The following is a 24603-nucleotide window of genomic DNA, read 5'->3' as shown; positions in this document are numbered from 1 at the left end:
TACGGCGCACAAGAAGCCCGGCCGCGCCGCGACCGGGCTCCTCCCAATCTGCGCCGTCAGAGCGGCTTGATCTGCACCTTGCGGAACTTGACCACGCCCGAACCGTATTGGAGCGCGATGTAGCCGCTGGCATGTTTGGAGTCCTGGGCGTCGACCGTCTTCTGGCCGTTCAGCGTCACGACGAAATGCGGCCCCTGCGCCGTGATCTCGTAGACGTTCCACTTGCCGGCCGCCTTCGGCATCGGATCGACCTTGCCGACGTCGACGATCGCGCCGGTGCCGTAGGTCGGATCCGGCCGCTTGTCGAAGATGTTGACCTCGTAGCAGACCTTGGAGTCGATCACCTTGTTGCCTTCGCAGCGGATGAAGACCCCGCTGTTGGCATCTTCATCGGTCCAGAACTCGGCCCGGATCTGGAAGTCCTTGTATTGGGTCTTGCTGACGAGATAGGAGAGATCCTTGCCGTCGAGCTTGTCGGCGACCAGCGCGCCGTCCTTCATTTCCCAATTGGCCTTGCCGACCTCGTCCCAGTCGCCCTTCTTGGTGCTGTCGAGCAGCGTGACCCAGCCGTCCTGACCCGATGCGGTGGTGGAAAATTGCAGCGCGGCCGCACCGATCATAAGTCCCGCCGCCAGTATCGACAGATGCTTCTTCAAGGTCATCCTCCCGTTTTTGGTTGGCGCGCAACCTATCATCGTCTGGGGCGGCGTAAATCCGTTTTTCATATTGCAACTGCGTTGTGTCACGGAGCGTTGTCGCAATCTTGAGAGCAGACATGCGTGGACGTGTCTTGCCCGGCGGAAGCGCGAGCGATTAGCATCATGCAACATACGGGCGCGGCAGTTGCCCGAGAAATCTGATCTGGGGAGGACATGATGACGGTGTCGAACCGGTCCTGGCGATACCTGATGACGCCGCTGGCCCTTGCGGCGATGCTGAGCGTCAGCTCGGCGGCGGAACTCAATCCGGCCGCCGTCACCTACAAGCTGCCGGACCAGATTCCGTGGAGCCCGGTCGACGCGCGCGGCGCGCAGAATGCCGTCGTGGTCGGCGATCCCTCGAAGCCCGGCTTCTACATGGTTTACACCAAATGGACCAAGGGCAATCACTTCAGCCGTCCGCACTTCCATCCCAACGACCGCTACATCGTCGTGCTCAAGGGCACCTGGTGGGTAGGCTCGGGTCCGAAATTCGATCCCGATCACGGCACCGTGGCGATGCCGGCCGGCAGCTTCGTCACCCATTTCGGCAAGCAGGTGCATTGGGACGGCGCCAAGGACGAGGACGCCGTGCTGCTGATCATGGGCGAAGGCCCGGCCACCGCAACCGAAATGGAGCAGAAATAGCCGCGTTGCGCGGGTTCGGGGCGATGCTATCATCGCGGCTTGAGGAAGGCCTTTCGATGCATCCCGCCGCCAAGCTGCAATTTGCCCGCATCGCCGACGAGTTCGCGCGCTGGCGCGCCATTCCCGAGCCGGAACGGCCGCCCGCGCCGGCGTGGTGGTGGGGACCGGCATTCGAGATGCGCGACGCCGCCGAGCCGCTACCGTCCAATTCGAGCCGCCAGTTCCGCCTGCCCGACGGCGCGAGCTTTGCCGAGGGCGCTCGCGTGTTGCGCCAGACGCTGGCCGGACAGGACGTGCTGCCCTGGCCCTATGATTTCTCGCGCAAGGTCGCATCGACCGATTCCGACGTCCGCGACCTGCCCGTGCAGCCGTCAGACGACAGCGCGTTTCCGCCCTAGCTCGGCCTCGCTCGCATCGTCGTCCAGCGATGGCTGCAACGGCGGCGACGTCAGCACCGGCGACGTCTTCAACAGCTCGGCGAGATCGCGCGGCGGCAGCGGCCGGCTGAACAGGAAGCCCTGCATCTCGTCGCAGGCATGCGCGCGCAGGAACTCCCGCTGCTCGGAGGTCTCGACGCCCTCGGCGACGATCGTCATGCCGAGCGCCTTGCCCATGCTGATGATCGCCTGCGCGATCGCGACGTCTTCGGAATCGTCAGGCAGGTGGCGCACGAAGGAGCGATCGATCTTGATGGTGTCGATCGGGAACTGCTTCATCAGCGACATCGACGAATAGCCGGTGCCGAAATCGTCGATCGCCAGCCGAATGCCGCGGTTCTGGATCGCGTCGAGCACGCGGACCGCGCGCGTCACGTTGCGCATCACCATGCTTTCGGTGACCTCGAGCTGCAGCAGCGCCGGCGGCATGCCGCTCGCCGCCAGCGCCGCGTCGATGTCGTCGAGCAGGTTGGGATCGCCGAACTGCCGCGGCGAAAGATTGACGGCCATCGTCACCGCCTTGAGGCCGCGGTGCTGCCACGCCATGTTCTGCGCGCAGGCTTCCTTCAACACCCAGCGGCCGATCGGCACGATCAGGCCGACTTCCTCGGCGAGCGGAATGAACTGCCCCGGCGACACCTTGCCAAGCTCGGGATGGGTCCAGCGCAACAGCGCCTCGACGCCGCTGATCTGCCCGGTCGCCATGTCGACCTTGGGCTGATACTCGAGCAAGAACTGGTTGCGTTCGAGCGCGCGGCGCAGCGCGCTCTCCATCGTCAAGCGCTCGATCGACTGCGCCCTGACCTCGTTGGAGAAGAAGCGGAAGCCGTTCTTGCCATCCTCCTTGGCGAGATACATCGCCATGTCGGCATTCTTGGTGAGCGTCTGCACGTCGGAGCCGTCGGCGGGATACGTCGCGATCCCGATCGATGCCGTGGTGTGGCACTCGTGCCCGCTGAGCTGCAGCGGTTGGCTGAGTGCAACCAGCAGATCGCCGGCGATCCGCTCGACGTCGCCGCGTTCGGCGGCTTCCTCGAGGATGACCACGAACTCGTCGCCGCCGAGCCGCGCCACCACGTCGCTCGCGCGCAACGATCCCCGCAGCCGCTCGGCGATCGCTACCAGCAGCATGTCGCCGGCGTCGTGGCCGAGCGAATCGTTGATCACCTTGAAGCGGTCGAGATCGATGAACAGCACCGCGAGCTGCCGGCGATGGCGATTGGCCGCCGAGATCGCGTGATGCAGCATCTCGTTGAACGTCTCGCGATTCGGCAGATTGGTCAGGCTGTCATGCGAGGCGAGATATTCGATACGCTCGTCGGCCTTGTGCTTCTCGTCGGTGCGATCGAAGCTTTCGAGCGCGAAGGCCAGATTGTCGGCGAGCCGCTGCAGCAGCTCGGCGAACTCCGGCGTGAACGTGTCCTTCTCGGTCGCGACGAAGATCATGACGCCGACCACCCACCCGCTGACGATCAGCGGAAACGAGGCACTGGACTGCGTTCCGTCGAGGCGAGCCCGCTCATGGAAAGCCGCGGTCTCGGGATCGGAAAAATAGTCGTTGATGATGCAGGCCTTGCCGGACCGGAACGCCCTGCCGCAGGCGCCGCGCCCCTCCGGGTGCGCCGCGCTGCTCGAGAGCGTCACCTGGCGCGCACCCTCGGCCGCCGGGCCCGCGATCGCGACAATCCGGAGATAGTCGCCTCCGCCCTGCGCCAGCGCGATCGTGGTCGAGGTGAACCTGCCGCCGGTCGCGGCCGCCTCGCAGACCAGTTGATACAATTCAGTGCGGGACTTTGCCCGCATGATCGCCTCATTGGTCGCGCTCAGCGCCGCGAACATCCGCGACAGCCGTTCCTTCTGCTCGTCGGCCCGCGCCTTCTCGTCGGCGCGGTCGAAATTGGCGAGCGCAAACGACACGTTCTCGGCGAGCCGCTGCAACAGCGCCATCATCTCCGGGCTGAAGGTGCCGAACTCGCTGGAGAGAAACACCAGCGCGCCGATCGCCTCGCCGTTCTTGAGCAGCGGCAGGGCCGCGCCGGACTTGCTGCCGCTGTCGCGAACGGCCGGGTAGACATGCGATTCGGGGCCGAAGTCGCTGAGGTAGTCATTGCTGATGCAGGGCCTGCGGGTCCGGATCGCAACGCCGGTCAGGGTCTGTCCCTCCGGACGCGTCGCGTCGGCCGACAGCTGGATTTCGCGGGCCCGCACCCGATCGGGACCGGAGGCAGCTACGTTGTCCAGGAAGACCGCGCCCGGGCGGACCAGCCTGATCGTGGCCGAGATGAATTGGCCACCGACCGCCGCGGCGTCGCAGACCAGATCGAACAGCTCGCTGCGGGATTTTGCCCGCATGATCGCCTCGTTGGTCGCGCTCAGCGCCGCGAACATCCGCCTCAGCCGTTCCTTCTGCTCCTCGGTCCGCGCCTTCTCGTCGGCGCGGTCGAAACTGCCGAGCGCGTAGGACACGTTATCGGCGAGCCGCTGCAGGAGCTCGGCGAATTCGGCCGAGAAGGTGTTGCGCTTGGCGGAGATGAACAGCATCACGCCGACCGGCTCGTCGTCGACGATCAACGGAAACGCCGCGCCCGATCGCGCATCCTCGCGGTCGATGACGTCGCGGAACGGGTTGTTGGCGACGTCGCCCGGAAAATCATTGTCGATGCAGGCGCGCCGGGAGCGGAACGCCCGGCCGCAGACGCCGCGCCCTTCGGGCCGCGCCTCGCTGCGCGAGACGTTGAGGCGGCGCGCATTCTCCGCGGTCGGACCTGCGACCGCCATCATCTCCAGGATGTCGTCGCCGGGCTTCGCAATCAGGATGCTGGTGGAGTTGAACCCGCCGCCATGCGCCGCCGCGGCGCAGACCAGCTCGAACATCTCGAGCCGCGACCTGGCGCGCATGATCGCCTCGTTGGTCGCGCTCAGCGCCGCGAACATCCGCGACAGCCGTTCGCGCTCGGCATCGGCCTTGGCCTTCTCGGTGGCCCGGCCGAAATTGTCGAGCGCAACCGAGACGTTTTCGGCGATCCCCGCCAGCAGCGCGATGATCTCCTCGTCGCGGGCCCAGGAATTACCGATGAAGAAGATCAGGACACCGACGCTCCTGCCGAACCGGGTGAGCGGCAGCGCGACGCAAGCCATCAGGCCACTGCCATCAGCCTGCGTCTGCGACGGGCTCGTCGATATCGGAATGTCGTGCTCGATGCACGGCCGTTGGGTGCGGAACGCCTCGCCGCAAATGCCCTTGCCGTAGACATTGTCCGGGTCGGTCGAAAAACGCGTCTGGGTGATCAGGTCGAGCGCCTCGCCGGTCCCGGCGACGGGCTCGAGCCAAAGTGTGTCGGGTTCCGCCAGCAGCACCACCGTGGCGAAGGATTTTCCGCTGAACACCGCGGCATCGCAGACCCGCTGATAGAGATCGTGCTCGGTCTTGGCGCGAAGGATGGCTTCGTTGGTCGCGCTGATGGCGCCGAACATGCGGTTCAGCCGGCGCATCGCCCGCTCGCCGCTCTTGCGGGATGCCTCGTGGTCGAAATTGTCGAGCGCAAAGGACACGTTCGCGGCCATGCGCCCCAGCAGCGAAACGATCTCCTCGCCGAGCGAGTGGGCCTCGCGCCGCGTCACCATGAAGACGCCCACGCTGCGCCGGTTGCAGACCAGCGGCAGCGCCGCCGCCGCGCCGACACCGGCCGCCGCGGCACCGCTGCGCCAGGCCGCCGAACGGGCGTCGTTGACATAATCGTTGCTGACGGAGGCCGTCTGGTCGCGGAACGCCCGCCCGGCGACGCCTTCGCCTTCCGGCATGTTGGCGATCGCGGAAATGGTGATGCTGCGCAGACGCGCGACGTCGTCGCCGCAGCCAGCCGCGAACTTCAGGAGGCCGGTATCCGGCTCCAGCAAAAAGACGGTCGCAGCCAGGAAGCTCCCGCTCGAAAACGCGGCTTCACAGACCTTTCCGTACAATTCTTCCGGTGATTTGGCGTAGAGGATCGCCTCGTTGGTGGCACTCAACGCCGCGAATGTACGCCCGATGCTCGACTGCACGATTCCTGAAGGCCCGGGGGCCACCCCCTCCGATCTGCCGGGGGACATTGCCCGCGAGAGGCCTAAGTGATGGTTAGTATGTCCGGCAAGTTGCACGACAAAGTAAACGGCTGACGAATGCGGGAAGCCGTTTTCCGGGATATTACGGACGCTGGTGTGCCGGCCTGAGGCGGAGGAGCGTGAGGCGCGGATGGCCGTCCTGCTGGCGCCGCCGGAGCCGCCAAATTCCGCATCGCGACCGCCCCCGTTTCATTCGGTGAAATCTTGGCCGGAGCACCCTGCTCCCGGTATGGCGGACCCGGATTTTCTGCCCTTGCTCGGCCAGCTGCGCTTTGAGAGCATGACGCCGACAACAGCAAGCAAGACCCGCGCATCATGCGGGCGGACCGCGAGGAAAAATCCCATGCCGATCGTCCAGGCCGACCGTCTCACGCGCATCGGCGCGGCGCTCCTGCGGGGCGCCGGCGCATCGGAGGAGGAGGCCAGCGCCGTCGCCTCCGGCTGCGTCAACGCCAACCTCGCCGGCCACGATTCCCACGGCGTGATCGCGATCCCGACCTATATCGACCGCATCAAGGCCGGCCATATCGTCCCCGGCGCGAAATGGACCATCGTGCAGGAGACGCCGACCACGACCGTGATCGACGGTCATTGGGGCTTCGGCTTCCACGTCAACGCCAAGGCGATGGAGATGACCATCAACAAGGCGAAGACCGCCAATGTCGCGGCGTGCACCGTGTTCCGGCAGAGCCATGTCGGGCGTCTCGCGCATTACCCGCTGATGGCGATGCGCGAGGGCATGATCGGGATTGCCGCCGCGGATTCCGGCCGCTCGCCGAAACATGTCGCGCCGTTCGGGGGCCGCGAGGCCCGGCTCGGCACCAACCCGATCTCGATCGCGGTGCCCTCCGACCTCGAGGCGCCGTTCTATCTGGACATGGCGACCTCGGCGGTCGCGGCCGGCAAGATCCAGCTCGCGGTGGCGCGCGGCGAGACCATCCCGAAGGGCTGGATCATCGATGCCGAGGGGCGGGACACCACCGATCCGAAGGACTATCGCAAGGGCGGCGCGCTGCTGCCGCTCGGCGGCAGCGAAGGCTACAAGGGCAGCGGGCTTGCCGCGATGGTTGAGGTGCTGTGCGGCCTCCTGACCGGCCTTGGCTTCGGCGTCGAGCCGACCGGCCGTCACAACGACGGCTGCTTCATGGCGGTGTTCAATGTCGCCGCGTTCCGTCCGCTCATGGACTTCAAGAAGGAAGTCGCCGACTTCGCCCGCTACCTGAAATCGACGCCGCCGTCGGAAGGAAGCCGCGGCGTGTTCTATCCGGGCGAAGTCGAATATCTGCGCGAGCAGCAGCGCCGCAAGGACGGCGTCGAGATCGAGGATGCGACCTGGGACAAGCTCAAGGCGCTGGCCGCCGACTACAAGCTCACCGACGAACTCAACCTGCGCTGACACAACCGGACACGGGAGAACGACATGACACGGCAAATGGCGCTGGTTGGCTTTTTGCAGGCGCAGAACTGCACCAACCTGCCGGGCTCCTGGCGCCACCCGGAGTCGCGGGACGATTCGATGTCGGCGGATTACTACCAGGAGATCGCGCGCATCCTGGAGCGCGGCAAGTTCCACATGGCGTTCTTCGACGATCGCCTCGCGATGCCCGATCGCTACGGCAATGATCACGCCCACACCGTCGAATACGGCATCCGCTGCGTGAAGATGGACCCGATCGTGGTGCTGACCACGATGGGCATGGTCACCACCAAGCTCGGCCTCGCCTCGACCGCCTCCACGACCTATTTCGAGCCGTTCGACGTCGCCCGCCGCTTCGCCACGCTCGACCTGATGACGGGTGGCCGCGCGGCCTGGAACGTGGTGACGTCGGTCAACGACGGCGAAGCGCTCAACATGGGCCGCGCGCAGCATCTCGAGCACGATCACCGCTATGATCGCGCCGACGAGTTCATGGAGGTGGTGCTTGGCCACTGGGACGCCTGGGAAGACGGCTCGCTTGTCATCGACAAGACATCCGGCCGCTTTGCCGATCCGACCAAGGTGAAGCGGCTCGATCACAAGGGCGCGTTCTTCACCTCGCGCGGCCCGTTCACGGTACCGCGCTCGGCGCAGGGCCATCCGGTCGTGATCCAGGCCGGCGCCTCCGGCCGCGGCCAGCGCTTTGCCGGGCGCTGGGGCGAGGTGATCTTTACCGCGGCGCGCAACCTTGCCAACGCCAAGCAGGGCTATGACGCAATCCAGAGCGAAGCCGCCAAGGCCGGCCGCGATCCCGACCAGATGTTCCTCTGCAATCTGATCACGCCGGTCACCGGCGCGACCAAGGCCGAGGCCGAGGACCGGATGGCGGTGATCCAGAAGCTGCCGCTCGAGATCGACGCGCTGTCGCTGCTCGCCGAAGGCCTCAACTTCGACTTCGGCGCCAAGGGGATCGACGAGCCGCTGACATCAGAGGAGCTGCAGGGCATGCAAGGCATGCTCGGCATCCGCGACGGCGTGCTGCGCACCTCCGGCAAGACCAATCCATCGACCCGCGACTTCATCACCTTCTCCGGCCGCGGCCAGGTCCAGGACGCGATGGTCGGCGGCCCGAAGGAGATCGCCGACCGGCTGGAGGAAATGTTCGTCGGCCGCGGCTGCGACGGCTTCGTCGTCGCGGCGAGCTATGTGCCGGGCTCCTACGCCGACTTCGTCAACCATGTGGTGCCCGAATTGCAGAAGCGCGGCCTGTTCCACCAGGACTACGCCGGCACGACGCTGCGGGAGAACCTCGGGCTTAAGCGCCCGGCTGCCGGCGCCTGGAAGATCCGCGCGCAGGCCGCCGCGGAATAGAAGGACATCATCATGCGCTGGCTGAAATTCACCGCCGCGGGCACAAGCTCCTGGGGCCTCGTCGAGGGCGACACCGTCACCACCGTCAGCGGCGATCCGTTCGGCGAATGGAGCAAGACGGCGAAGACGCACGCATTGAAGGACGTCAAGATCGAGCTGCCGCTGATCCCGCGCACCTTCTACTGCGTCGGGCTGAACTACCTGAAGCACCTCAAGGAAGCCGCCGACAAGGCCGGCACGGTGCCGAACGTTCCCGACCGTCCCGAGATCGGCTACCGCGCGCAGAACGCGCTGATCGCCCATGGCGAAGATGTCGTGATTCCGGCGAGCGCGACAGAGAAGATCCATTACGAGGGCGAGCTCGTTGTCGTGATCGGCAAGAAAGCCAAGCATCTGACTGAAGCCAACGCGATGGACTGCGTGTTCGGCTACACCATCGGCAACGACGTCTCCGAGCGCAGCTGGCAGAAGGCCGATCGCAGCCTGTGGCGGTCCAAGAACGCCGACACGTTCAAGCCGATGGGCCCGTGGATCGAGACCGACGTCGATCTCGACCGCATGGAGACCGCGATCCGCGTCAACGGCAAGGAGACCGGCCGCTTCCACACCAACGAGATGATCTTCGGCATCGTGCCCTTCCTCGTCGAGCTGAGCAAATACTTCACGCTGTCGCCCGGCGACGTGATCTGGATGGGCACCGACGGTGCCTCGCCGGACCTCAAGGACGGCGACGTGGTGGAGATCAACATCACCGGCATCGGGACGCTGCGTAACCGGTTCGTGAAGGCGAAGGTGTGAGACCGGTGGTCTGAGCCTGCGCGCGTGCCTCATCCTCAGTTGTCGTCCCGGCGAAAGCCGGGACCCATACTCCGCAGCGGAAGTTGGGAGCAGGACTCGTCGTTCCAGCATCGTGAAACAATGACCATCGGCGGTTATGGGTCCCGGCCTGCGTCGGGACGACACCGAAATTGCAGCATGGCCTGTGAGTCACACATCCGCATTCTCGCGACATGGACCGTCCGAGTTTTGCTCTTCGTTTCGCCGCTCTGAGGACAGAGGGCGCAGGGAAAGCCGGGTGCCGATCGCACCCATGGGTCCCGCGTAATAAAGAACGCGGGAGGTAGGACCACAGGTGTAATCGGAAACAACCCGGCTTTCCCTGCGCGATGGGTTACGGCTTACTTCGTGCTCTCCCCGGCGAGACTGGGCTTGCTTGTCACCGTCTTCGCAAAACGCTTTCGCGCTTTGCGAAGAGACACCGGCCGCTAGGGCGTCAGGACCACACGACTTCGCCGGTCCGCGTCATGCGCACTCGTCAGTTGCGCAATCAGCGTCCACCGCATCTCACCGCAACACCCGTGACGATGCGCAGCGCCCCTCGATCGGGTGAGACGGACAAAACCATACACTGAGTTGCAATTACGATAAACCGAAATATTTCTGCTGCGGGGGCTTGCGCCGTCGGGCAAATCAGCGGTAAGGGCCCCGCCCCTCCATCCCACCCGTCATTCCCTGGTGCGCAATTGCGCACCGGGGAATGACGCGCTGAGAGAGCGGTGCGCAGGCTCGCGAACATGTCGGCCAATCGACGCGATCGCCAATCCGGCCTCAGTTCACCGCACGGTCCCCGGCCGGCTCTTCACATGATCGATGAAGGCCCGCAGTTTCGGCATGATCTGGCGGTGGCCGGGATAGTAGAGAAATACGCCGGGCGTCGTCGTCGCGAATGGCTCCAGCACGCGCACCAGCTTTTTCTCTTTCACGGCGCCGGTGATCAGCGGCGCCGGCACCTGCGCCAGTCCCACGCCTTCGATGGCAGCACCGACCAGGGTGGGGAAGTCATGGCCGATGAAGGAGCCCGAGACGGCGAGCTCGATCGAACGGCCGTTGTCGTTCAGCGGCCACGGCGCGAGCCCGCCATTCGATCGTCGCAGCCTGAGGCACGTGTGTTCGCGCAGATCGTCCGGACGTTTGGGCCGGCCGCGGCGCGCAAGATAGTCCGGGCTGCCGACAATGGCGAACGGGAACGGCTTGGTCAGGCGCACCGCGACCATGTCCGGGTTGATGAACTGGCCCATCCGGATGCCGGCATCGAAACCTCCGGCCGCGAGGTCGACCAGCTCCTCGCTTGCGGCGAGCTCGACCTCGATCTCGGGATAGGCCTTGCAGAATGACGCGATCAGCGGCTCCAGCAGGATCGGCACCACCGAGCGCGGCACGGTGAGGCGCAACAGCCCGGCCGGCTTCTGCCCGAGCTCGCGCGCGGCGCCGCTTGCCGCGACCAGCTCCTCGAACGCCGGCCTTGCGCGCGCCAGGAATCGTTCGCCCGCTTCGGTCAGGCCGACGCTGCGGGTGGTGCGGATGAAGAGCACGGCGCCGACCCGCCCCTCCAGTGCGCGCACCGCCTGGCTGATCGCCGACGGCGTCACCCCGAGCTCGGTCGCCGCGCGCCGAAAACTGCGGTGCTGGGCGACACTGAGGAACGCCTCCACGCCGTCGAGCGCGCCCTGCCTGACTGTGAAGTTCTGCTTCATGGCCCGTCAACATTATCGCGAATAGTCGCGCGCGGGAAGCCGCCCTACATCGGAGCCACAGGCAGCAGCACCGCGACGCGCGCTGCTCCACGCGACATCACGACGGCAGTCGTGAATGGAGACCTGCGACCGATGAAAACAATCCGTCACACCCTCCTTGCCCTCACCCTCACTTCGACAGGCTTAACCTCCATGACCGCTCCCTCCCTTGCCCAGGCCCAAACACAGGCCCAAGCCGCCTCCACCATCACCACCGGCGTGATGGTCATCCTGACCGTCAAGGCGGGCGTCACCCGCGAACAGGTGATGGCCGTCATGCCGGATGAAATCCGGCAGACCGTGCAGCTCTATCTCAATGGCAAGGTTCGCGAATGGTATTCGCGATCCGACGGGCGCGGCGTCGTCTTGCTGCTCGATGCCAAGGATACATCCGAGGCGCACGCGATCATGGAGGGCCTGCCGTTTTCCAAGCTGGACATCATGGACCACGAGTACATCGCGGTCGGCCCGCTGCTGCCGCTTCGCCTGCTGGTCGCCAAGCCTTGAATGCAAGCCGACCGAACCGGACCGACAATCACGAGGGAGCCGACCGTGCCAGCAACCTTCAATCTTCCATTCGTGCTCAGCGTCATCGGCGCCTTCCTGACGAGCACCGTGGTGGCCACCACCTATGTCTGGCCGGCACTCCGCACATTGCCGCGCTACGATGCTCTGAGACTTCTCGCGGCGTTCCACGCGTTCAGGTTCCTGGGGATGAATTTCATGGTCGCCGGGTTCGTGTCCCCGCAGTTGAACGCGACCTTCGCGAGCGAGGTCGGATGGGGTGATCTCGTCGCTGCCGCTCTCGCGCTCGTTGCGATGGCCGCACTGTCCTGGCGCTGGTCGATCGCGATCCCGATGGTCTGGATCTTCAACGTCTGGGGCACGCTGGATCTTCTGAACGCCTACTACAATGGCGTGAAGATCGGGGATCCCGGCCTGTTCGGCGCCGGCATTTATATTCCGGCGCTTTACGTGCCGCTGCTGCTGGTCAGCCACATACTCATCTTCATGATCCTGTTGCGAGCCGGATCAGCAGAAGAAAAATCGTGACGCAGCGGGACGATCGCGATCCGCTACGGCTCCAGACAGCAGTACATCGCAGTCGGCACGCTCTTGCCGTCCCGCTTGCGCATAGCCAACCCCTGAGCGCCCGCAACCAGGACGCGCCTCTCACGGAGGAATGCCGATGAGCACCGATGCTGTTTCCGCCGCCGCGATCGCCCCGCGTCCCGCTCTGTTCACCCTGACGTGGACCGTTCCATTCACGGTGCTGTGGACTTGGCTGATTTATGCGCTGCCCGTGCTTTCGGAGAGCGGCCTTGCGGCCCTGACCGTTCGGCTGATGGCCCACGGGCTCATCGCGCTTGGCTTGTGGCTCGGCCTCGAAAGCGCCGAGTTGACGCCGATACAACGCCGATCGACCTGGCTGGCCATCATGGTGCCCTTCACGCTTTGGGCCGCCGTCGTCTGGACGGCAGCCATCGACGGCCTGTTCCGCACGGGTGCCTCCCAGTTGCCGCTGCTTCCAGCGGCAATGCTCCTGCCGGTGATCATCGGTGCTCCACTGTTGCTGTTGTCGAGGCGAGTGGGGCAGTTGCTTGATGCAATGCCGCCGACGTGGCTCATCGCCCTGCAGCTTTACCGCATCTTTGGCAGCCAATGGCTCGCCTATTGGCTGCGAGGGGCGCTGCCGGGCCTATGGGCGTTGCCGGCAGGAACGGGCGACGTGCTGACCGGCCTGTTTGCGGTGCCGGCGGCGATTGCCTTGGCGACTGGAACGGCTGAGGGGCAGAAAGCGGCGACCCTTTGGAACATCTTCGGCCTCGCGGACTTCGCCATCGCGATCACCCTCGGGCTGATCATGTCGCCCGGCGCCTTCCAGCTCATCGTTCCAAGTGGCCCGAGCATGGGCGTGGACGCCTTCCCGAATGTGCTGACCCCTGCTTTCGTGGTGCCAAGCTCGATCCTGTTGCACGTGCTGTCGCTGCGGCAACTGCGGCGGCGCAGCCGGGCTTAACGGATGAATGGATTCCGGGTTCTCGCTTCGCGAGCCCCGGAATGACGAAGGAGAGAGATGAGCGCGCTCGGGGATGACGGAGGGATCACGCCACATCAAAACGGCAGCGCCACGCCGGTCTTGATCTCCTTCAGGATCACATTGGTGCGGACGTGGCGGATGCCGGGGATGCGGAACATGAACTCATCGAGGAATTTGTTGTAGGCGTCCATGTCGCGCACGACGACGCGCAGATGATAATCGGCGTCGCCGGTGGTCGCGAAGCATTCCAGCACCTCGCGGCGCTGCATCACCCGCGCGACGAACTCGTCGACGAATTTCGTATCGTGCCGCTCGAGCGAGACGTGCAGGATCGCCGACGTCGCAAAGCCGGCGCGTTCGCGCGCGACCAGCGCCGAATAGCCGGATATCACGCCGGCCCCCTCAAGCGCACGGACCCGGCGCCAGCACGCCGACGTCGACATGCCGACGGTTTCCGCAAGCTGCTGGTTGGTGGCGCGGCCATCCTTCTGCAGCTCGGCGAGGATTTTTTCGTCGTGCTCTTCGACCACGGTGAAGTCCCCAGTTCGGTAGATCCTACCTGATTGGCCTGATTGCAGCAATCTCCTACCGTTTTTGGCCTGTCGATCGAATAGATAGGTAAGACCTACCAGGCCCAAGGGCATAGCGTTGTCGGGTCAGACATTGCGATTCCTTCAGGGGTCAGTCATGGGCCAGATGCCGTTGCTCGACGCCTACCAATTGTCCGAGCGCTACAGCCGCGAACGCGGCCGCGTCTTCCTCACCGGCACGCAGGCGATCGTCCGCATCGCGCTCGATCAGGCGCGCCGCGACCGTGCCGCCGGGCTCAACACCGCGGGCTTCATCTCCGGCTATCGCGGCTCGCCGCTTGGCGGCGTCGATCTCGAACTGTGGAAGATCAAACAACAGCTCGGGGACAGCCGCGTCGAATTCCTGCCCGCGGTCAACGAGGACCTCGCGGCCACCGCCGTGCTCGGCTCGCAGCAGGTCGAGACGCAGGAGGACCGCGAGGTCGATGGCGTATTCGGACTTTGGTACGGCAAGGGGCCCGGCGTCGATCGCTCGGGCGATGCGCTGAAGCACGGCAATGCCTATGGCTCCTCGCCGCATGGCGGCGTGCTGGTCGTCGCCGGCGACGACCATGGCTGCGTGTCGTCGTCGATGCCGCATCAGTCCGACGTCGCCTTCATGAGCTGGTTCATGCCGACGCTGCATCCGGCCGATGTCGGTGAATATCTCGCGTTCGGCGAATACGGCTATGCGCTCAGTCGATTTTCCGGCATGTGGGTCGGCTTCAAGGCGATCTCGGAGATCGTGGAGTCGGGCGCCTCGGTCGAGCTGCGGCCGCCGCGCGTCTTCGCGCAGCCGGATTTTTTGCCGCCGCCCGGCGGGTTGCACTATCGCTGGCCGGATCTGCCGGGCCCGCAGATCGAGGAGCGGCTGGAGGCGAAGAAGCACGCGGTCTACGCCTTCGCCAAAGCCAATCCGATCGACCGCCACATCTACGACATCAGGGGCGCGACCTACGGCATCGTCACCACGGGCAAGGCGCATCTCGATCTGATGGAGGGGCTGCGGCTGGTCGGCCTCGACGAGGCCGCCTGCCGCCGCTTCGGCATCGACATCTACAAGGTCGGCATGGTGTGGCCCTTGGCGCTGCATGACGCTATGGAGTTTGTGAAGGGCAAGCGCGAGATCCTCGTGGTCGAGGAGAAGCGCGGCATCATCGAGAGCCAGTTCAAGGAGTATTTTTACGACTATCCCGGCGCCAAGCCGGAACGGATGGTCGGCAAGCACGACGAGCGAGGCGCGCGGCTGATCTCCTGGACCGGCGAATTGTCGCCGCGGATGCTGGCGGATGTGCTGGCGCGGCGGCTCGATCCGATGTTTCCGGAACTACAACTCGCGCGGCGCGTCGCCGCGCTTGCGCCCGAGCAGGACCGCATGATCGCAGTCCCGGGCGCGACGCGTACGCCCTATTTCTGCTCGGGCTGTCCGCACAATACCTCGACGAAAGTGCCCGAAGGGTCGAAAGCGCTGGCCGGCATCGGCTGCCACTTCATGGCGAGCTGGATGGACCGCGAGACCTCGTCGCTGATCCAGATGGGCGGCGAAGGCGTCAACTGGGCGGCGTCGTCGAGATTCACCGGCAACGCCCATGTGTTCCAGAACCTCGGCGAAGGCACCTACTATCACTCCGGCTCGATGGCGATCCGCCAGGCGATCGCCGCCAATGCCAACATCACCTACAAGATCCTGTTCAACGACGCGGTCGCGATGACCGGCGGCCAGCCGGTCGACGGCCCGGTCAGCGTGCAGGCGATCGCGCACAGCGTCCGCGCCGAAGGCGTCGCGCGGATTGCGCTGGTGTCGGATGATCCCACGCAGTTCTCGCCGGCGGATTTGCCCGGCGGCGTCACCATCCACCCGCGCGAGGAGATGGACGCCGTGCAGCGCGAGCTGCGCGCCATTTCCGGCGTCACCGTGCTGATCTATCAGCAGACTTGCGCCACCGAGAAGCGGCGGCGCCGCAAGCGCGGGCAGATCAAGGACCCCGCCCGTTTCGCCTACATCAACGACCTCGTCTGCGAGGGCTGCGGCGACTGCTCGGTGGAATCCAACTGCCTCAGCGTCGAGCCGAAGGAGACGCCGTTCGGCCGCAAGCGCAAGATCAACCTCTCGACCTGCAACAAGGATTTTTCCTGCCTCAACGGCTTCTGCCCGAGTTTTGTGACCATCGAGGGCAGCAAGCGGCGGGCGAACAACGCAAGCGCGATCGATCCTCTCGTGCGCGCCGGCGCGCTGCCGCTGCCGGAGCTTGCGCCGCTTGAGCGGCCCTACGATCTGCTGGTCACCGGCGTCGGCGGCACCGGCGTCATCACCGTCGGCGCATTGATCGCAATGGCAGCACATCTCGAGGGCCGCGGCGTCTCGGTGCTCGACTTCACCGGCTTCGCGCAGAAATTCGGTCCCGTCCTGAGTTATCTGCGGCTGGCAGCGGCGCCCGAGGCGCTGCACCAGGTGCGGATCGACCAGGGCGCGGCCGATGCGCTGATCGGCTGCGACCTCGTGGTGAGCTCATCGGCCAAGGCCTCCGGCACCTATCGCAAGGGCATGCGTGCCGCGGTCAACATCGCCGAGATGCCGACCGGCGACGTGGTTCGATTCCGTGACGCGGACCTCGCCTCGCCGGTGCGGCTGCGCGCCATCGAGCGGGTGATCGGATCGGGCAACCTCACCACCATCGACGCCAACACGCTGGCCGAGCGGCTGCTCGGCGACAGCGTGTACGCCAACATCATGATGCTCGGTTTCGCCTGGCAGCAGGGCCTGGTGCCGGTGTCGCTGGAGGCGCTGACCCGCGCGATCGAGCTCAACGGCGTCACCATCGAGCGCAACAAGCAGGCGCTGGCCTGGGGCCGGCTCGCCTTTGCCGACCCGGAGTTTTTGCCGAAGGCGGACGGTGCTGCGGCCAGCGTACTCGAGACGCTAGAGCAGATCATCGCACATCGCGCGGAATTCCTCAGGGACTATCAGGACGAGGCCTATGCCGCGCGCTATCGCGCGACGGTCGATCGCGTCAGCCGCGCCGAGGCAGCGCTGAGCAGCAACTGCGAAGAAGGTGCGCCCCCTCTCCCGCTTGCGGGGGAGGCGAGCGGAGCACGCGAACAAATCGAACCAAGCAGGCAAGACCTCCCCCTCACCGACGCTGTCGCCCGCTCGCTGTTCAAGCTGATGGCCTACAAGGATGAGTACGAAGTGGCGCGGCTGCATATGCAGAGCGGCTTCCTCGACGAACTCAAGCACGAGTTCGATGGCGGCTTCACGGTGCAGTATCATCTCGCGCCGCCCTTCCTGCCAGCGCGGCGCGATGCCCGGGGCAGGCCGAAGAAGCGTGCGTTTGGTCAATGGATCCAGACGCCGCTGCGGCTGTTGGCGCGGCTCAAGGGGCTGCGCGGTACGCCGTTCGACGTGTTCGGCTACACCGCGGAGCGGCGCGCCGAGCGCGAGCTGATCACCTGGTATGAGATACTGATCGATACGATCATCGGCAAACTCGATCCAGCCCGGCTGCCCGATCTCGTCGCGATCGCAAAAGCGCCGATGGAGATCCGCGGCTACGGGCCGGTGAAGAACGTCGCGATCGACAAGACCAAAGCGGAGGTGGCGCGCCTGACCGCGCTTCTCATCTCCGCCCCGTCAGATACGGGCGACGGCTCAGGCCGCCGCGCCGCGCTTGGCGGGTGATATCAAGCCGACCACGACGGTCGCCAGCACCGCCACCACGATGTTGAGCAGCAGCGCACCGAGGCCGACATAGAAGGTATAGCTGGAATCGCCGAGCGAGATGCTGGCGAGCGGCTTCAGCCCGTTGCTCCACGCCGTGTAGGTGCCCCAGCCGATGCCGACCGCCCAGCCGAGCAATAGCGCTTCGGCACGGAACCAGGCGGTGAACAGGCCAAACACCAGCGCCGGCAGCGTCTGCACGATCCAGAGGCCGCCGAGCAATTGCAGGTCGAGCGCATATTGCGTCGGCAGGAGCAGGATGAAGGCGAGCGCCCCGACCTTCACCACCAGCGAGGTGATTTTCGCCACCGACGCCTCACCGGCATGCGAGATGTCCGGATTGACATAGGACTTCCAGACATTGCGGGTGAACAGATTGGCGGCGCCGATGCTCATCACCGCCGCCGGCACCAGCGCGCCGATCGCGATCGCCGAGAACGCAAAGCCCGCGAACCATTCCGGGAACAGCGTCTTGAACAGCAGCGGCACTACGTCGTTCGGCGACGTCACCTTGATGCCGGCGGCATAGGCCATGTAGCCGAGCAGCGCGATCAGGCCGAGCAAGAGCGTATAGGCCGGCAGCAGGATCGCATTCTTGCGGATCGTATCCGCCGACTTCGAGGCGAAGATGCCGGTCAGCGTGTGCGGATACATGAAGGCGGCCAGCGCCGAGCCGAGCGCCAGCGTCGCGTAGGGCAGATACTGCGCCCCCTTCAGCGTCAGCCCGGTGGCGCCGCCCTTCGCCGTGAAGGCGTCGTTGGCGGCCGAGAACACCGCGCCATAGCCGCCGAGCTTCGACGGCACCACGACCACGGCCGTCAGCACCACGATGTAGATCATGATGTCCTTGACGAAAGCGATCAGCGCCGGCGCACGCAGGCCGGAGCTATAGGTATAGAGTGCAAGGATCACGAATGCGGCGATGATCGGCACTTCACCGGATAGCCCCATCGCCTTGATCACGACCTCCATGCCGATCAGCTGCAACGCGATATAGGGCATGGTCGCGACCAGGCCGGTCAGCGCTACCGCGAGCTCGAGGCTGCGCGAGCCATAGGCGCCGTGGACGACGTCGGCGGCGGTGACGTAGCCGTTGGCATGCGCCTTCTTCCACAGCACCGGCATCACGGCGAACACGAAGGGATAGACGATGATGGTATAGGGCAGCGCGAAGAAGCCGTAGGCGCCGACCGCATAGACCAGCGCCGGCACCGCGATCACGGTGTAGGCGGTGTAGAAATCGCCGCCGACCAGGAACCAGGTGATCCAGGTGCCGAACTGACGGCCGCCGAGGCCCCATTCGTCGAGATGCTCGCTCACCGGGCCGGATTTCCAGCGCGCGGCGAAGAAGCCCATCACGGTGACGAGGGCGAAGAAGAAGATGAAGACGGAGAGCGCCACCCAGGCGATGTGATCGGTCATTTCTGTCCCCTCACCGCTGCTCGTCGGCGTCGGGCCGGCGGCTGCGATAGACCAGCAAGATCAGCAGCGAGGAGATCGGCACCCAGGCGAGCTGGTACCAGTAGAAGAAAGGAAAGCCGAACAGCGAGGGTTCGGCGAAATTATAGAACGGCACCCAGAGCAAGCCGACAAACGGCAGCAGCAACAGAATCCACATGGCCCACTCCCAGCCCAAGGCCTGACCCACCGGCGAGGTTGCCGGCGTCCCGTCATCAACGACCCAGGAACCCGTTTGTTGCGTCTAGAATCACGGTCGCGGCATGGCGATGCAAAAAGATGTGATCGCCGTGCGCGGCGGCGGCCTATTCGGCCTTGATGCCGGCGTCCTGGATCACCCTGCGCCAGCGCGCCTCCTCCCCGGCAAAGTAGCGGTCGAGCTCGGCCGGAGGCTGTGCGACCATCACGAGGCCCTCATTGACGCCGAGCTTCTTGAAGGCCTCCGCCCGCACGGCCTTGGCCGCCGATTTGTTGAGGCGATCGATGATGTCGGGCGGCGTATTCGCAGGCGCGTAAAGACCGTACCAGGACTCGGCGAGATAACCGGATACGCCGGCTTCCGACACCGTCGGCAATTGCGGGAACGCGGGCGAGCGTTCAGCCGAGGTCACCGCGATGGCGCGCAGCTGCCCGGCTGCGACCAGCGACGCACAGCTTGCGACCGTCGTGAACATCACCTGGATCTTGCCGCCGATCAGGTCGGTGATGGCGGGTGCCGCGCCCTTGTAGGGAACAGTGGTGAGATTGACGGAAGCCATGTGCTTGAACAATTCGCCGGCGAGATGCGCCGAGGTGCCGGTGCCATAGGTCCCATAGGACAGTTTTTCCGGATCAGCCTTCGCGACCGCGATCAAATCGGCGATCGACTTGATCGGCGAAGCCGGACTGACCACGACGACGTTGAAGGAGCGCGCCACCAGCGCCACCGGCGCAAAGTCCTTGTGCGCGTCATAGGGCAGCTTGCTGTGGAGGCTCGGATTGACCGCGTTGGCGAAGGTCGCCATCAGCAGCGTGTAGCCGTCGGCCGGGCTCGCCGCGACGCTCTGGGTGCCGATGATGGTGCCTGCCCCCGGCTTGTTCTCGATGATGACGGTGACGCCGAGATCCTTCTGCATCTCCTGCGCCAGCGTGCGCGCCACGACGTCGGTGCCGCCGCCCGGCGCGAACGGCACCACGATTTTCACGATATGATCGGGATAGCCGGCGCGCGCCGGCGCCTGCAGCAGCAGGTTTGCTGTGAGCGCGAACAGGAGTGGTGCGAGGAGACGAAGCGGCATGACAGCCCCCGGCAAGTGACGCGATCTTCATACACGCCCACGCCATGCAAGGGATGCCGGGCCGTCATGACGCTGAAGGAAGCGCTGCTAGACCCGTCATCCCGAGGTGAGAGCGGAGCGAGCCTCAGGATGATGGTGATGGATTTGAGCGCGAGCTATTTCCCCCTCACGAATACGGATTGATCAGCTTCTGCTGCTCGGTGGCGTGATGCACCAGGAGGTCGATGAAGGTGCGCACCTTCGCCGAGAGATGATGGCGGTGCGGATAAACCGCGTTCATCGTGAACTCGACCGGCCGGTACTCGGGCAACAGCCGGACCAGCTGTCCCGACTCCAGCTCGTCGCGAACCAGGAAGCCTGCCGCGAGGAATACGCCGACGCCGGCCAACGCGGCGAGCCGCAGTGTATCGCCGCTATTGGCGACCAGATTGCCCGTGACCTTCACCGACGCCGGGGTGCCCTTGCGGTCGACGAAATGCCACTCGTCGCCGTAGGGATAATTCACGTGACGGATGCAATTGCGTTCCGTGAGGTCGGCGAGCTGCGCAGGCTTGCCGTGCTGTTCGATATAGCTGTGCGAGCAGCACAGCACGTGCCGCCAGGTCGCGATGCTGCGCACGATCAGGCTGGAATCCGGCGGCGGGATCATCCGCACCGCGAGATCGTAGTTCTCGTCGATCAGGTCGACGTTGCGCTCGCCGATTGCGAGGTCGACCTTGACCTCGGGATAGGTCGCCAGGAACTCGACAACTGCGGGCGACAGGAACTGGGCGAGATGGGTGTTGGTGTAGATCCGCAGCGTGCCGCGCGGCACGGACTGTAGCGCGCCTGCGATGTCGTCGGCCTGCTCGATGTCGGCGAGGATCTGGACGCAGCGGTCGTAATAGGCCTGGCCGACGTCGGTAAGGCTGACCTTGCGCGTAGTGCGGTTGAGCAGCCGCGCGCCGAGCCGGTCCTCCAGCGACTGGACATGGTTGCTCACCATGGTCGTGGACATGTTGAGCTTGCGGCCCGCGGCGGAAAAGCCACCGGTATCCACGACCCGGACGAAGGCGGTCAAACTGGTCAGGCGATCCATGCGGCAAGGTCCGGATTATCAGCGCTGGCTTGATAATGCTTCCAGTTTTATCGGGATTATCACAGGGCACAGGACATTGCATCTAAGGGGCCGTAGCCGGCGCCCTTTCTGGAAGGACGCAAATGTTCGGCCAGGAGACGACCATGTTGACCACCACCTATGTCCCTGAAGATTCTGCCAAAATCGGCCTTCGCCCGTCGCGGCGGACGATCAAGCGGGTGGCGCTCGGGCTCGCCGCCGTGCTCGGCGTCGTCGTGGCTACCGATTTTGGCTACGACTACCTCACCACCGGCCGTTACCTGGAATCGACCGACGACGCCTATGTGAAGGCGGACTCCACGATCATCGCGCCGAAAGTGTCGGGCTACATCGCCCGCGTGCTGGTGACCGACAACCAGCCGGTGAAGGCCGGCCAATTGCTGGCCCAGATCGACGACCGCGACTACCGCACTGCGCTCGGCCAGGCCAAGGCCGATGTCGATGCCGCCGAAGCATCCGTGCGCAACCTCGATGCCCAACTCGAGCTGCAACAGCCGATCATCGACCAGAGCACCGCCGATGTCACCGCCGCCGAGGCCAATCTGAAATTCGCCCAGGAAGAGCAGACCCGCTACGACGGGCTGATGAAGTCCGGCTCCGGCACCATTCAACGCGCGCAGCAGACTGACGCCGCGCTGCGCAGCAATACGGCGCAGTTGCAGCACGCGAAGTCGGCGCTGTCGGCGGCGCAGCGCAAGGTCGACGTGCTGACCACGCAGCGCGCCCAGGCTGTCGCGCAGGCCGACCGGGCCCGCGCGGTCGAGCAGCAGGCCGAGCTGAACCTGTCCTACGCACGGATCACCGCGCCGGTCGACGGCACCGTCGGCGCCCGCACGCTGCGCGTCGGCCAGTATGTGCAGGCCGGCACCCAGCTGATGGCCGTGGTGCCGCTCGATGCGGTCTATGTGGTCGCCAATTTCAAGGAGACGCAGCTGACCCATGTGCGCAACGGCCAGCCGGTCGAGCTCACCGTCGACAGTTTTCACGGCACCACGCTGAAGGGCCATGTCGACAGCCTGTCGCCGGCCAGCGGCCTCGAATTCGCGCTGCTGCCGCCCGACAACGCCACCGGCAACTTCACCAAGATCGTGCAGCGGGTGCCCGTGAAGATCGTGCTGGACGATCACAGCCTGACCGGCCTGCTGCGGCCGGGCATGTCGGCGATCCCGACCGTCAACACCAAGGCGACGGTGCTGGCCGAGCGCGAGGAGAAGCGCCGGCTTGCATCAGCGACGCGGCCACACGGCGGGTAGAGACGAACGACCACCGATTGGCTTCGCGCGATCGATCACCACTCGGTGTCGATCGCGTTTTGCTGTGCCCTTCTTCGTGCCGCAATCACCAGCGGCAGGGCTCCCTGCCCCCGCAGAGGGCCTGAGAGGCTCGCTCACCTCACCGGTGAACCGGGATCGCGGATGAGCCGCTGCGCGGCAAGACATGGTGGCATGCCGATTATCAATTGTGGCCGGACAATCCTTCCACTCTTTCCCCGATTATCGAAAGCGGCCGCCTAATACATCTTATGTGGGCAAGCCAGAGAACACTCCGATGACCGCGCTTCAGCCTACCGTCGATGCAGCCAAATCAGCCGATCTCACCACGCTCGCAACGCTGGCGACGCCCGCGATCCCGACCAAGACCTGGATTGCGGTGATCGGCGCCACGCTCGGCGCGTTCATGGCGGTGCTCAACATCCAGATCGTCAATGCCTCGCTCGCCGACATTCAAGGCGGCATTGGCGCCGGCATCGATGACGGCGGCTGGATCTCGACCTCCTACCTCATCGCCGAGATCGTGGTGATCCCGCTGTCCGGATGGCTCGCGCAGGTGTTCTCGGTGCGCATCTATCTGCTCACCAATGCGTTCCTGTTCCTGGTGTTCTCAGGCGCCTGCGCGCTGGCACAGGACCTGCCGCAGATGATCGCGCTGCGCGCCGTGCAAGGCTTCACCGGCGGCGTACTGATCCCGATGGCGTTCACGCTGATCATCACGCTGCTGCCGAAGGCGAAGCAGCCGATCGGGCTTGCGCTGTTCGCACTGTCGGCGACATTCGCGCCCGCGATCGGCCCGACCATCGGCGGCTATCTCACCGAGAACTGGGGCTGGCAGTACATCTTCTATGTCAACCTGGTGCCGGGCGCCGTGATGATCGCGATGCTGTACGTCTCGCTCGATCCGAGCCCGATGAAGCTGTCGCTGATCCGCCAGGGCGACTGGCTCGGCATCATCACCATGGCGATCGGCCTCGCCGCGCTGCAGACCGTGCTGGAAGAGGGCAACAAGGACGACTGGTTCGGCTCGCCCTTCATCGTCCGCCTCTCGGTGATCGCAGCCGTCGCGCTGGTCGCCTTCCTAATCGTCGAATTCACCGTCGAGAAGCCGCTGCTCAATCTGCGCCTGCTCACCCGCCGCAATTTCGGCTTCGGCATGCTGGCCAACTTCCTGCTCGGCATTGCACTGTACGGTTCGGTGTTCATCCTGCCGCAATATCTGTCGCGCATCCAGGGCTACAACGCCGAGCAGATCGGCATGGTGCTGGCCTGGACCGGCCTGCCACAGCTCGTGCTGATCCCGCTGGTGCCGCGGCTGATGCAGCGCTTCGACCCCCGCATCGTCATCGGCGTCGGATTTGCGCTGTTCGCCGGCTCCAACTTCATGAACATCTACATGACCAACGACTATGCGGCCGATCAGCTGCTTTGGCCGAACGTGGTCCGTGCCGTCGGTCAGGCGCTTGCGTTCGCTCCGCTGTCGGCAGTTGCGACGGCTGGAATTGAGGCGGAGAATGCCGGATCGGCGTCGGCGTTGTTCAACATGATGCGCAACCTTGGCGGCGCAATCGGCATTGCCGCGCTGCAGACACTGCTGACCAAGCGCGAGCAGTATCACTCCAACGTGCTGATGCAGTCGGTCTCCATGCTTGAACAGGCGACCCGCACGCGGATTGAGGGACTGACCCAGTATTTCCTGAACCACGGCGTTGCCGATCACGCCGACGCCACCCACCGCGCGATCGCGGCGATCGGCAAGGTGGTGCAGAAGCAGGCCTACATCCTCGCCTTCAGCGACACCTTCTATTTGCTCGGCGTGGCGCTGATCATAGCGCTGGTGGCGACGCTGTTCCTGAAGAAGCCGGGCCAACTCGCCGGCGGCGGCGGTGCACACTAGCCTTTTTACT

At 65.2% G+C, this 24603-nt stretch carries 19 protein-coding genes; 11 read left to right on the top strand and 8 right to left on the bottom strand.

Annotated elements, in window-relative coordinates; all coding sequences use genetic code 11:
• Nucleotides 1-56: 56 nt before the first annotated feature.
• Nucleotides 57-662, bottom strand: a complete 606-nt coding sequence (locus tag ABIB78_RS13580) for a 3-keto-disaccharide hydrolase (protein WP_429025052.1) — start codon at nt 660-662, stop codon at nt 57-59.
• A 213-nt stretch (nt 663-875) separates the two neighbouring features.
• On the opposite strand from ABIB78_RS13580, the gene ABIB78_RS13575 reads away from it, so the two are divergent.
• Nucleotides 876-1346, top strand: coding sequence for a cupin domain-containing protein (locus tag ABIB78_RS13575; protein WP_429025050.1), 471 nt, complete (start codon nt 876-878; stop codon nt 1344-1346).
• 56 nt (nt 1347-1402) lie between these two features.
• A complete protein-coding gene (locus ABIB78_RS13570; protein WP_429025047.1) occupies nt 1403-1744 on the top strand; it encodes a hypothetical protein in 342 nt (113 codons plus the stop codon).
• Here ABIB78_RS13570 and ABIB78_RS13565 read toward each other — a convergent pair.
• The gene (locus tag ABIB78_RS13565) at nt 1718-5824 is read right to left on the bottom strand and encodes a bifunctional diguanylate cyclase/phosphodiesterase (RefSeq protein ID WP_429025045.1); all 4107 of its coding nucleotides are present in this window, start codon (nt 5822-5824) and stop codon (nt 1718-1720) included. The two genes, ABIB78_RS13570 and ABIB78_RS13565, sit on opposite strands and share 27 nt — an antisense overlap.
• 403 nt (nt 5825-6227) lie before the next feature.
• Between ABIB78_RS13565 and ABIB78_RS13560 the strand changes: the two genes are divergently transcribed.
• From ABIB78_RS13560 to ABIB78_RS13550, 3 genes are read left to right on the top strand one after another with little or no spacing between them, the layout of a single operon-like run.
• Complete coding sequence (locus ABIB78_RS13560) at nt 6228-7280, top strand: Ldh family oxidoreductase (RefSeq protein ID WP_429025042.1); 1053 nt, start codon at nt 6228-6230, stop codon at nt 7278-7280.
• 24 nt (nt 7281-7304) lie between these two features.
• Nucleotides 7305-8672 carry an LLM class flavin-dependent oxidoreductase gene (locus tag ABIB78_RS13555; protein WP_429025040.1) on the top strand — a complete coding sequence of 456 codons (1368 nt, stop codon included), beginning with the start codon at nt 7305-7307 and terminating at the stop codon, nt 8670-8672.
• A 12-nt stretch (nt 8673-8684) separates the two neighbouring features.
• Nucleotides 8685-9470 (top strand): fumarylacetoacetate hydrolase family protein, encoded by a 786-nt coding sequence (locus ABIB78_RS13550; protein WP_429025038.1) that lies wholly within the window; start codon nt 8685-8687, stop codon nt 9468-9470.
• A gap of 815 nt (nt 9471-10285) precedes the next feature.
• Here the strand turns inward: ABIB78_RS13550 and ABIB78_RS13545 are convergent.
• Nucleotides 10286-11206, bottom strand: coding sequence for a LysR family transcriptional regulator (locus ABIB78_RS13545; RefSeq protein WP_429025035.1), 921 nt, complete (start codon nt 11204-11206; stop codon nt 10286-10288).
• Between the two features lie 132 nt (nt 11207-11338).
• Between ABIB78_RS13545 and ABIB78_RS13540 the strand changes: the two genes are divergently transcribed.
• The 3 genes from ABIB78_RS13540 (at nt 11339) to ABIB78_RS13530 (ending at nt 13265) form a co-directional block, all read left to right on the top strand.
• On the top strand, nt 11339-11752 hold the full coding sequence (locus ABIB78_RS13540; protein ID WP_429025034.1) for a hypothetical protein: 414 nt from the start codon (nt 11339-11341) through the stop codon (nt 11750-11752).
• 45 nt (nt 11753-11797) lie between these two features.
• Nucleotides 11798-12298, top strand: coding sequence for a hypothetical protein (locus tag ABIB78_RS13535; RefSeq protein WP_429025032.1), 501 nt, complete (start codon nt 11798-11800; stop codon nt 12296-12298).
• Nucleotides 12299-12434: 136 nt separating this feature from the next.
• Nucleotides 12435-13265 (top strand): MFS transporter, encoded by an 831-nt coding sequence (locus tag ABIB78_RS13530; RefSeq protein ID WP_429025029.1) that lies wholly within the window; start codon nt 12435-12437, stop codon nt 13263-13265.
• A 95-nt stretch (nt 13266-13360) separates the two neighbouring features.
• Here the strand turns inward: ABIB78_RS13530 and ABIB78_RS13525 are convergent, their stop codons facing one another.
• Nucleotides 13361-13816, bottom strand: a complete 456-nt coding sequence (locus ABIB78_RS13525; protein WP_429025027.1) for an Lrp/AsnC family transcriptional regulator — start codon at nt 13814-13816, stop codon at nt 13361-13363.
• A gap of 157 nt (nt 13817-13973) precedes the next feature.
• On the opposite strand from ABIB78_RS13525, the gene ABIB78_RS13520 reads away from it, so the two are divergent.
• Complete coding sequence (locus ABIB78_RS13520) at nt 13974-17534, top strand: indolepyruvate ferredoxin oxidoreductase family protein (RefSeq protein ID WP_429025024.1); 3561 nt, start codon at nt 13974-13976, stop codon at nt 17532-17534.
• On the opposite strand, the gene mctP is transcribed toward ABIB78_RS13520, so the two are convergent.
• From mctP to ABIB78_RS13500, 4 genes are all read right to left on the bottom strand, one after another.
• Nucleotides 17505-18995, bottom strand: a complete 1491-nt coding sequence (mctP, locus tag ABIB78_RS13515; protein ID WP_429025022.1) for a monocarboxylate uptake permease MctP — start codon at nt 18993-18995, stop codon at nt 17505-17507. The two genes, ABIB78_RS13520 and mctP, sit on opposite strands and share 30 nt — an antisense overlap.
• A 10-nt stretch (nt 18996-19005) precedes the next feature.
• The gene (locus tag ABIB78_RS13510) at nt 19006-19191 is read right to left on the bottom strand and encodes a DUF3311 domain-containing protein (RefSeq protein WP_429025020.1); all 186 of its coding nucleotides are present in this window, start codon (nt 19189-19191) and stop codon (nt 19006-19008) included.
• Between the two features lie 145 nt (nt 19192-19336).
• Nucleotides 19337-20308, bottom strand: a complete 972-nt coding sequence (locus ABIB78_RS13505) for a tripartite tricarboxylate transporter substrate binding protein (protein WP_429025017.1) — start codon at nt 20306-20308, stop codon at nt 19337-19339.
• A gap of 166 nt (nt 20309-20474) precedes the next feature.
• Nucleotides 20475-21386, bottom strand: a complete 912-nt coding sequence (locus tag ABIB78_RS13500; protein ID WP_429025015.1) for a LysR family transcriptional regulator — start codon at nt 21384-21386, stop codon at nt 20475-20477.
• 143 nt (nt 21387-21529) lie between these two features.
• On the opposite strand from ABIB78_RS13500, the gene ABIB78_RS13495 reads away from it, so the two are divergent.
• Nucleotides 21530-22678, top strand: coding sequence for an HlyD family secretion protein (locus tag ABIB78_RS13495; protein WP_429025013.1), 1149 nt, complete (start codon nt 21530-21532; stop codon nt 22676-22678).
• 295 nt (nt 22679-22973) lie between these two features.
• Nucleotides 22974-24593 carry an MDR family MFS transporter gene (locus ABIB78_RS13490; protein WP_429025011.1) on the top strand — a complete coding sequence of 540 codons (1620 nt, stop codon included), beginning with the start codon at nt 22974-22976 and terminating at the stop codon, nt 24591-24593.
• Nucleotides 24594-24603: the final 10 nt, after the last annotated feature.

This window comes from Bradyrhizobium sp. I1.14.4 (assembly GCF_050435825.1).
GTDB lineage: Bacteria > Pseudomonadota > Alphaproteobacteria > Rhizobiales > Xanthobacteraceae > Bradyrhizobium.
The sequence above is the reverse complement of the archived record's forward strand: the minus strand, read 5'-3'. Positions and strand labels throughout refer to the sequence as shown.